The sequence below is a fragment of the Acidimicrobiales bacterium genome (assembly GCA_022452145.1).
Taxonomy (GTDB): domain Bacteria; phylum Actinomycetota; class Acidimicrobiia; order Acidimicrobiales; family MedAcidi-G1; genus UBA9410.
The window spans coordinates 74,933-84,480 of sequence record JAKURY010000011.1; the positions used below are offsets into that span (position 1 = coordinate 74,933).

The window sequence follows — 9,548 nt, forward strand, 5'->3', positions numbered from 1 at the left end:
CCGGGAGATCTCCGGTGGCAGACTCGTCGGCGCCCATGCTGTTCCCCACGATCACCTTCGCCGTCTTCCTGACGCTCGTGCTGGCGGTGCACACCGTGCTGCTGCAGCGGCCGACGGCCTGGAAGGCGACCATGCTGCTGGCCAGCTATGCCTTCTACGGGTGGTGGGACTGGCGGTTCCTCTCGCTCATCTGGATCTCCACCATCGTGGACTTCGTGGCCGGCCGGGCAATACACGCCACATCCGACCGGGGCCGTCGCCGCCTCTACCTGTGGTGCAGCCTGGGCACGAACCTCGGGATGCTGGGCTTCTTCAAGTACGCCGACTTCTTCGTGGAGTCCTTCGTGGACCTGCTCGGCGACCTGGGGCTGAACGTCTCGGCGGGACCACTGGGGATCATCCTCCCGGTGGGCATCAGCTTCTACACCTTCCAGACGATGTCGTATTCGCTCGACGTACACCGTGGCGTCCTGGAGCCGACGGACAAACTCCTCGACTTCGCCCTATTCGTCGGCTTTTTCCCCCAGTTGGTGGCCGGTCCGATCGTGCGGGCCCGTGACTTCTTGGCACAGCTGGCCTCTGACGACCGGTCTCCGATCGACACCGGGCGGGCCACGCGCCTGATCCTCGGCGGCCTCTTCAAGAAGATGGTCCTGGCCGATGTGCTGGCCACCCGCCTGGTCGACGGGGTATTTGCCGACCCGGGCGGCGCCACCGGCCTCGAGACCCTGCTGGCTGTCTACGGATACGCGCTGCAGATCTACGGCGACTTCAGCGGCTACAGCGACATTGCCATCGGGATCGCCCTGCTGCTGGGCTTCCGCTTCCCGATGAACTTCGACCAGCCGTACCGGGCGCTCAGCCTCAGGGACTTCTGGCAGCGCTGGCACATCAGCCTGTCTTCCTGGTTGCGGGACTACCTCTACATCGGTCTGGGAGGCAACCGGCGGGGGAGGGCCCGCACTTTGCGGAACCTGATGGCCACCATGCTCCTGGGTGGCCTCTGGCACGGCGCCGGCTGGACCTTCGTTTTGTGGGGGGCATTGCACGGCCTGGGCCTGGTGGTCGAGCGGGTGGTCGCCGATTCAGTGGGAGAGGGGCGACCGGGCCGGATCGGCAGGGCGGTCCACGCCGTGCTCACGTTCCACCTGGTCTGCGCCGCATGGGTCTTCTTCCGGTCGGTTGACCTGGAACGCGCCCTGGAGGTGTTCGCCGCTCTGGGTGGCTCCTGGACGTCGGCGCCTGGTCTGACCTGGGGCGTCGTCGCCCTGCTGCTGGTGGGGGCCGGAACCCAGGTCGTTACGCCGGGTCGGCTGGACGGCGTGTGGGAGCGGGCCGGGCGGCTACCGGTCGCCGTGCAGGCCGTGGGAATCACCGTCGCGATCCTGTCCTTCGACGCCCTGGGCCCCGACGGCGTGGCCCCCTTCATCTACTTCGCCTTTTAGAGCAGCCGATCCTCCCATGACCGCGTAGCGGCGGAAGGCGTCGGTGAAGTGGGCCAGTGGGCTAATCGCATCATCCCATCGTCGTGCAGTGCAGCGGCTCGACCACGACGGTGATCCGCTTCTCCAGCGGCTGTGCGTGGTCTCTGGGGAAGGAGTCCTCGTCACGGTACTTCCGGGCCTGGGCGTCCAGCACCTCCAGCGCACCGTCGTGCTCGAAAGCCACCACCCGGCCGCGCACCTCCAGGTACCGCTCGTTGTCCGTCGGGTCGGTCGCCGACATGGCGATCCGATCGTCGTCCTGGAGGTTGCGCCACTTCTGGCGACCCTCCAGGTGGGGGAACCGGATGTGGGTCCCGTCGAAGCCGGCCCACACGGGGGAGACCTGGGGCTCGCCCGATGGCCCGATGGTGGCCACGTGCCAGACGGCCGGGAGGTCGAACAGGTCGCGGTGTGTATCAGGGATAACAGTCATGAGACGACGGTAGCCCTGGACTACCGATAGCGGCTCCGCTGGCACACTCAGCCGACGATGCCCTCTGCCTGCATTGCGTCGATTTCCGAGTCGGTTCGGCCGATCTCACGCAGAACCTCCCGGTTGTCGGCTCCCTTGGCCGAGGCAGAAAGACGCATTTCGACAGGCGTGCCTGAAAAGCGCGCCCCAGGGCGTGCGCTTCGGATCGTTCCAGCCTCCGGGTGCTCCCAGGTCACCACAGACCCGTTGTGCACTATCTGGGGATGTGTCAACACTTCCGACTTCTCGAGGATCGGTCCGCTGGGTACGTCGCTGTCGTAAAGGCCAGCCAGGGAATCGGCCATGGTCATCGACGCAAACGCCTCGGCAACCATCACTCCGTAGTCCAAGAGATTCTGCTGGTCATCAACAAACCCCTCGAGGCTGTAGCGAGAGTCATCGCACCACTCGGGGTGCCCAACGGCCCTGCTAACCCCGTGTATGTGGGCCGTCGACGCAGCGAAGTAGATGATCTTCCCGTCCAGGCACTCGGTCAGGCGGTACACCTCCGCCAGGGTCATTCCGGGGGAGACGTCATCGCCAACGAGGGTCTGGTCGACCATTCCGTCGTTCCAGAAGAAGGACAGTGTGGAGTCGAGCATTGGCACCACGACGTGCTGGCCGCCGGCGCCGCGCTCCCGGGCAAGGAGCGCTGCGGTGATGGCCTGGGCGACGGTCAACGCCGTGCTTTTGTCCGACACGATGTTTCGGACAAGGTCAGGGAACGGAATATCGGGGTTGACCTGGTAGGCCACCATGCCGGTCAAGCCCTGGATAACCGGGTCGAGCACTGGACGGCCACTATGGGGGCCATCTGGCCCGTAGCCGCTGATCGACACGTAGACGATGTCCGGCTTAACGGCGCGGATGTCCTCGTAGCCAATCCCCAGGCGTTCGCAGGCTCCGGGACGGAAGTTCTGGAGGAAGACATCAGCCGAGGCGGCGAGGTCCAGAACCACCTGGCGGCCCTCTTTACGGGTCAGGTCAACCGAGATCGACCTCTTGCCGCGATTCCCATTCAGGTAGAAGGCCGAGAGGCCACCCCGAGCATAATTGAGGCGCCGTGTCACGTCCTGGCCGACCACCGGTTCGACTTTGACAACCGCTGCGCCCTGATCGGACAGGAGCATGCTGGCGAACGGCCCGCTTACGATTTGACTGAGGTCTACGACACGGAAGCCGTCGAGTGGTCCGGGCACCTTGCCTCCATCCGCCGACATCTCGCCAGGTTCAGCGGGAACAGTAGTCGCAGCTCCCTAGATGCTCAGCGCTGGAGGCCGGCGGTTCGACGCGTCGACCACCACCCCATGATCACGACAAGCGTGGGGATAATGCCGACCACAATCGCCCCGTGACTCAGGACGTGGAATTCCGTGGTGGCCACGATGAAACCTGCGGTCACCCCAGCCACGGCCCCACCGCCGCTCATGCAGAGGTCGGCAAGTCCCTGGATTCCGACCCTGTCCGGTCCGGTGAATGTACGAACTAGAAGGGCCGAAGAAGCGATAAGACCACAACTCCAGCCAACACCAATGAGGAACATCCCGAGGAAGGCGCCTGCCGACTCGTGAGCGGCGTTGTGAGCGGCGACATCAGCCCCTACAGCCAGAAGGACGCCACCAACAGCTATCACAGGCCGAGGGCCTACCCGGTCGACCAGCTTGCCGACGATCGGGGAGAAGGCGTACATCCCGACAATGTGGAGTGAGATCACGAAGCCCACAACCTGAAGACCCTGGCCACCAGAGCGGAGGTGGAGCGGCATCATCGTCATGACGCCGACCATTACTGCGTGGCCGACCACCATCGATCCCACAGCGAGCCGTCCGTCGGGTGAGTTGAACACGGGTGTCACGAAGCCCCTAAGCGGTGTCCGTTCCCGGGGCTGGCCGAGCCCGCCTGTAACCACGAGTGGATCCGGTCTCAGGAAGAGGTGGACCGCTGACGCCGCAACCAGGAACAGGACCGCCGAGAGTAGGTACGGGCCGGCCAACTCGTCGAGGCCAAGTTTCGTAGCCATTGAGCGGAGTGGGCCGAAGCCGAGGATTGGGCCTAGAACCGAACCAAAGGTGGACCCCCAGACCAGCATGCCGATTGCCGATCCGGCCTCGGTTGCCATGTCGGCGGCTGCAAACCGGGCAGCCATATTCGCGGCGTAACCCAGGCCCACCACCGACATGCCGAGCACCAGGATGGGATACCAACCACTGAGAACGGCCGACAGGCAAAGTAGGGAACCGGTACTAGCTAGTACGTAGCCCCCAGCGATGCCTGGCCGTCGGCCCCGGGTGGCCATAAACCGCGCCAGGGGTATGGCCGTGAGAGCGGCACCCATCGTAAGACCTGAGGCTGCGACGCCGCCGAGAGTCTCGCTCCCGGACAGCTCCTCGCCGAGAATGGCTGCCGAGCTGTAGGCACTACTCATGGCAGCTCCGCCGGGAATGATGCCGCTCAGGAGTGTCCTAAGGGTCCGGCGTTGCAGTCGCTCCCGTTCCTCGTCCCCCAAGGCCGCCAGCGGGGAGTCCTGCATCGGTGGAAGCGTACGGCTGAGGCGACCTACCACACGTACCCGGCGACTACCGTCGGCCCGTGCCCACCTTTGCCTGCTTTGACGTCGAGACCACCGGTCTCGACCCGGCCGGCGGGCGTGTCATCGAGGTGGCCGTCGTACGCATCCAGCGGGACGGGACCCCGGCAGGGGAGTGGACCACTCTGGTGGATGCAGGGGCCACCGACCTGGGTCGCACCGACATCCATGGCATCAGGCTCCACTGGCTGGAGGGTGCCCCCAGCTTCGATTCGATCGCCGGGGACCTCGCCCACCAGCTCTCCGGATGCGTCCCGGTGGCACACAACGCCGGCTTCGACGCGAGTTTCCTTCGCTCCGAGTGGGGACGCGCCGGGTTGGGCCCCCTCGACCTCGAAGCCGTGGACACCCTTCCGATGGCCCGGCAGCTGGGCTACCCGGGGCGCCTCGGCCTTCTGGCCGAGGCGCTAGGAGTACCGCTGCACGACGCCCACCGGGCCCTCGACGACACCCGCGCCCTCGCAGCCGTGCTGGTGGCCCTGTTGGACCGCGGGGCTGTGGTGTCCTCGTTCCCAATCTTTGGGCCACCGTTGCTCACCCCAGCGCCCTCCGGCCGGGTGGCGCACCGGCCCACCCAGGCGGCCTGAGTCAACCGTGGCGCAGGACCTGCTGGTGCGGGCGATCCCGGCCCTGCTCGTCTTGCTGTCCGGGTGCAGCCAGCCGGAGCCGCTGCCCGTCGACGACCGCGCCGGCATGGTCCGTGTCGGGACGGTCATACCGTCCACCATGTCGGCCGTCGTGCCACCGGAGGCAACCGGTGCGCTGGAGGCGGCGTCGAACACCGCACCGGCGACGACAACCAGCACGCCGACCACGACGTCGGCCGTCCCGTCCAGTACCAGCGACGCCCAGCCGACGCCATCGACGACCGGGTCGCCCGACCGCTCGTTCACCGTCGCCAGGGCGACCGGCGAGTGGCTCGACACCTACCGGTCGCCTGTCGACACGGAGGTATGGTGGTCGCTCTCCAACCCGGGCCCCTACGACGGAGACCGGGTGGTACTGGTCCTGGACGAGCAGGACGACTGGCTGCTGGTGGACATGCCCGTTCGGCCCAACGGCACCATTGGATGGGTCCGACGGTCGGACGTGACGCTCACCACCCATTCGGCGATGATCCTGGTGGACCTGTCGGAGATGCGACTCTGGGCCTGGGAGGACGGCGCCCTGGTGGCAGAGGGTGCGATCGCCCTCGGTACCGATGAGACGCCCACCCCACCCGGCGACTACTTCGTGAACGAGATCCAGGAGCAGGACGACCCCGACACCCTCTTCGGTTCGTGGATCATCGGTACTTCCGGCTTCTCCGAGGTGCTCGGCCTTGTCGACGGCGGCGATCCCGCCGTGGCCATTCACGGCACAAACGACCCGTCGGTCCTGGGAACCGAGGTATCCCTCGGGTGCGTACGGGTCCATGACGACGTGGTGGGGCGCCTCGCCCGCCTTCCCTTGGGGACCCCAGTCGAGGTACGGGCCTAAGCGGCCCGCCGGAGGCCGCCGTCCGGATACGGGCCGCCTGGTACGTCACCGGACGACCGGGTCAGTTCAGGGCCGGGTCGTCCGGATAGCCGGCCAGGTGGCCCAGGAGCCCGGGCTGACGACCCAGGACCACCCTCCAGAGGTCCTCGGGCTCGGAGCCGACAACGTCGTCTGGGCGGGCATCCACGACGAACCAGCCGCCGGCCATCACCTCGGCGTCCAGCTGGCCGGCGGACCATCCGGCGTAGCCGGCGAACAACCGTACGGACTCCACGCCGGGCAGGTCCTCAGGGCTGCGGTGCAGGTCGACCACGCCGAGCGGGCCGAGCAGGGGGCTGATGCCATCGGTGGCGTCAGGTGGCCCGATGGCCAGGCCGATCACCGACTCCTCGGAGACCGGACCGCCGGTGTGCAGCTGGGCCGGGTAGGCCAAGCGGTCGGCCCACTGCGGTACGGCCTCGGCCCCGCCGACGAGGCGGGGGCGGTTCAGGATCAGGCCGAGGGCCCCGTCGTCGTTGTGCTCCAGCACGAGGACGACGGCGCGGTGGAAGTTTGGATCGATGAGCTCCGGCATCGCCACTAGGAGGCGGGCCTTCGTGCCGTCCGTCACCGATCCGCTCCTGCCAGTGCTTCGCCCAGAAGCGTGTTGGCGCCCGAACGCTCGAGTACGCCGACAAGTTGCCCGCCGGCCAGCTCCGTGTAGATGCCCGTGGTCTTGATCGTGGCGTGGCCCAGCAGGCTCTGGATCACGTTCATCGGTACAGCGTCGGCTGCCAGCTGGACGCCGGCGGTGTGTCGCAGCGAGTGCAGCGAGCGGTCCCGGAGACCGGCCTCGCGGTTCAGGAGGCGCAGCCAGTAGCGGAGGCGCCCGTAGTTGAAGCGCTCGCCGTCGTTGGTCACGAACATCGGATCATCCGGCAGGGAGGGCCCGAAGCGGCCGATCCGCTCCTCCTGCCAGCGATCCGCCGCCTCCACCAGCTCGTCGGAGAGGGGGAGTCGACGGATACGTCGAGCCTTGCCGACGACGTGCAGCATCCAGGTCGCCCGGTCGTCCCGGTCGACGAGGCGTTCCCGGGAGATCCAGCCCCGGTCTGCGGCGGCCAACTCGGCGGCACGGAGCCCCAGCACGGCCAGGAAGGAGCACATGGCCAGGTCCCTGCTGGCCCAACGCACCCGGTTGGAGCCGTTATCTTGACTGCTCGCCTCGGCATACAGTTCGCAGAGCTCGGCCGGGCGGTAGTACTCGGGGTCCACCTGGGGGACATCCAGCCTGGCCACCTTCCGTATCCGGGCGATGTCGGGCACCTGGGCCACCAGTCGGTCGGCGATGCAGAAGTCGAAGAAGGACTTGAGGGCGGCCAGCGTCTGATTCAGCGTGGCCCTGGAGACCTCCGGATCGGCACGCATCGACCTGACGGTGTCGGTGAGGCCGGCCTGGTCCAGGCTGTCGGGCCGGAACCCTGAGGGAGGCATGCCGGCGAAAGAGACGACCCGCCTGACGCCCTGACTGTAGGCACGGACGGTGTGTGGGGGCTTGTCCTCGTACAACGGCAGCCAGTGCAGCCACTCGTGGAAGACGGGCGGCATCTCGTCGGTGGTCGGTAGTGCTCTGTAGGCCATGGCCCCCGAATCGCACACTCAATGCATGATAATATCCATTATCTTGACAGAAGCCGAGTGGCCTGTGGTGGATCCCCTGCCTTCCACCCGGGGTACACCATCCGGCAGGTACCCCCCACTAAGGCCTTCGCTGGATGCCTGCCGCCCCTGGACGCGGCGGAGCCCCGACCGTCCGGCTCGATGGCCGGGAGGCCGGGGCTCCGCGTCACACGGTCAAACGATCCCCTATGGGGTGCCGTCCATGATCTCAGTCATCGGCACGATCAGCCCGTTGTCCGAGCCGTCGTCCTCGAAGCTCGACAGGCGGAAGGCGTCACAGAAGTCCACCTTCCCTGGAACCAGCGAACCGAAGGGGCACACCGGCAGGGAAGCCTGCGGAATTGATTCCATGGCCTCACGGAAGGTGTCGTGGGTGAGCACCGGTCCAGCCGCCGTAGCGATCATCTCGAACAACTGCAGCTGCGTGCAGTAGGTCATGATCGACCGCCACCACTTCTCGATGCCGTCCTCGTGCGTCTCCGGCGTGCCGACCACGATCTCCGGATGAGCCGCCTCGAAGGGAGCAATGCAATTCGTCTGAGAGTTCTCGGTTTCGAACTGCTCCTGCTCGGTCAGGCCGGTCAGCGTGATCGCCCCGACAGCCATCTCCGGCGTCACGCTGCTGCTCATCGACGACAGCGTCTCGGAGTTCATGATGAACAGGTCCAACTCGATCCCCGCCCAGAAAAGGTTACGGAGGGCCGCACGGTCTCCACCGGCCATGAGCATGGAGTCAGCACCCGCCGAACGGACCCGCTCCGCCATCACGTCCCACCAGGCGTCCTCGCCCTCGGTGTCACCACCGGTCTGATCGCTGAGCAACTCCAGGACCACCTCGGCCCCCAGCGCGGCCATCGATTCCCGAGCCACGTTGTAGGTCTCCTCGGTGTCCGAGCGCCCGATAAGAACGAACTTTCGTCCTTCGATCATGCCGTTCTGGTCGAGCAGCGAGGCGAAGACGGCCATCCGCCGTTTGACCATGGTGCCGTTCTCGATCCAGGGAGCCTGGACCTGGGCCAGGCGCTCGTCGTCGGTTCGGCCGCCGATCAGGATGGTGTTCTGGTTGCCTGGAATGCAGATGTTCGAGATCTCCGCCGGACCCAGGAAGCCACCGAGCACGACGAACGTCTCGAAGTCGCCGGCCACCTCCAGGCAGACCGCGTCAGCGCTGATCCCTAGTCCCGGGATGGCGCTGTACGGTCGGACAGCATCCAGGACCACCTGACGGCCGTTGATACCGCCGCGGGCGTTGAGGTCAGCCACCATCGCCTCCCAGACCAACTGCGGGTCACCCCAGCCATTGGGTGAGAAGCCGTTGTCAACCAGCCACTGGAAGTCGATCGTCGTGGCCGCGATGTGAATCGAGTCCGCGGTGACGCCACGCCAAGTGGCCGTCAACGGCGGTGCCGGGACGACGAGGTGGCCTTCGCCGAGGCTTGAGCCGCCGGGGGCGTACTCGTAGACGACGTTGGCGTTGGACGCAGGCACGTCGGTCGAGTCGCCGTGGCCGATGACGGTGATCTTCTGGGATCCACAGTCGCCGAAGGCGTCACAGGTGATCAGGCCAATGATGCCCGAGTAGTCCGCGACGGCGTTGAGGTGCTCGCGCACCCCAGCACGGTCGATGACCAGCGTGCCGTCGTCGTCATAGGACGCAGCAGCAATGGCGTCGAGCAGCAACGTCGTGGCGTCATAGGAATGCGCCCAGAACGGTGCAGCAGGATCCTCACCCCACTCGTCGTTGTACGCAGCCAGGAACGAATCGGCCGTCTGACCGGTCGACTGGTTCGTGTTGGCCCCGTAGCGGATGTCCGGACCCGAGAAGTACATGCCCTCGGTCTCCTCGAGGGCCATGTAGTTCGAGTTC

At 66.5% G+C, this 9,548-nt stretch carries 9 protein-coding genes; 3 read left to right on the top strand and 6 right to left on the bottom strand.

The features are described 5' to 3' along the window. Positions 1 to 14: 14 nt before the first annotated feature. Positions 15 to 1,445, top strand: coding sequence for an MBOAT family protein (locus MK177_05785; GenBank protein MCH2426829.1), 1,431 nt, complete (start codon positions 15 to 17; stop codon positions 1,443 to 1,445). Between the two features lie 70 nt (positions 1,446 to 1,515). Here MK177_05785 and MK177_05790 read toward each other — a convergent pair whose 3' ends face one another. Genes MK177_05790 through MK177_05800 form a run of 3 tightly spaced genes read right to left on the bottom strand, consistent with a single transcriptional unit; the run spans position 1,516 to position 4,486 of the window. Continuing rightward, on the bottom strand, positions 1,516 to 1,917 hold the full coding sequence (locus tag MK177_05790) for a TIGR03618 family F420-dependent PPOX class oxidoreductase (protein ID MCH2426830.1): 402 nt from the start codon (positions 1,915 to 1,917) through the stop codon (positions 1,516 to 1,518). A gap of 47 nt (positions 1,918 to 1,964) precedes the next feature. After that, the gene (locus MK177_05795) at positions 1,965 to 3,176 is read right to left on the bottom strand and encodes a CoA transferase (protein MCH2426831.1); all 1,212 of its coding nucleotides are present in this window, start codon (positions 3,174 to 3,176) and stop codon (positions 1,965 to 1,967) included. Positions 3,177 to 3,220: 44 nt separating this feature from the next. Beyond that, positions 3,221 to 4,486, bottom strand: coding sequence for an MFS transporter (locus MK177_05800; protein ID MCH2426832.1), 1,266 nt, complete (start codon positions 4,484 to 4,486; stop codon positions 3,221 to 3,223). Positions 4,487 to 4,545: 59 nt separating this feature from the next. Between MK177_05800 and MK177_05805 the strand changes: the two genes are divergently transcribed. Both MK177_05805 and MK177_05810 read left to right on the top strand, forming a co-directional pair. Beyond that, positions 4,546 to 5,130, top strand: coding sequence for a 3'-5' exonuclease (locus tag MK177_05805; GenBank protein MCH2426833.1), 585 nt, complete (start codon positions 4,546 to 4,548; stop codon positions 5,128 to 5,130). A 7-nt stretch (positions 5,131 to 5,137) separates the two neighbouring features. Then, positions 5,138 to 6,022, top strand: coding sequence for a L,D-transpeptidase (locus MK177_05810; protein ID MCH2426834.1), 885 nt, complete (start codon positions 5,138 to 5,140; stop codon positions 6,020 to 6,022). A 61-nt stretch (positions 6,023 to 6,083) separates the two neighbouring features. On the opposite strand, the gene MK177_05815 is transcribed toward MK177_05810, so the two are convergent. The 3 genes from MK177_05815 to MK177_05825 form a co-directional block, all read right to left on the bottom strand. Next, positions 6,084 to 6,632, bottom strand: coding sequence for a YqgE/AlgH family protein (locus tag MK177_05815; protein ID MCH2426835.1), 549 nt, complete (start codon positions 6,630 to 6,632; stop codon positions 6,084 to 6,086). Continuing rightward, on the bottom strand, positions 6,629 to 7,660 hold the full coding sequence (locus MK177_05820) for a tyrosine-type recombinase/integrase (GenBank protein MCH2426836.1): 1,032 nt from the start codon (positions 7,658 to 7,660) through the stop codon (positions 6,629 to 6,631). Before MK177_05820 ends, MK177_05815 begins: the two co-directional genes overlap by 4 nt. Before the next feature lie 207 nt (positions 7,661 to 7,867). Next, positions 7,868 to 9,548, bottom strand: a 1,681-nt coding sequence (locus MK177_05825; protein MCH2426837.1) for a hypothetical protein, incomplete at its 5' end; no start/stop codon positions are given.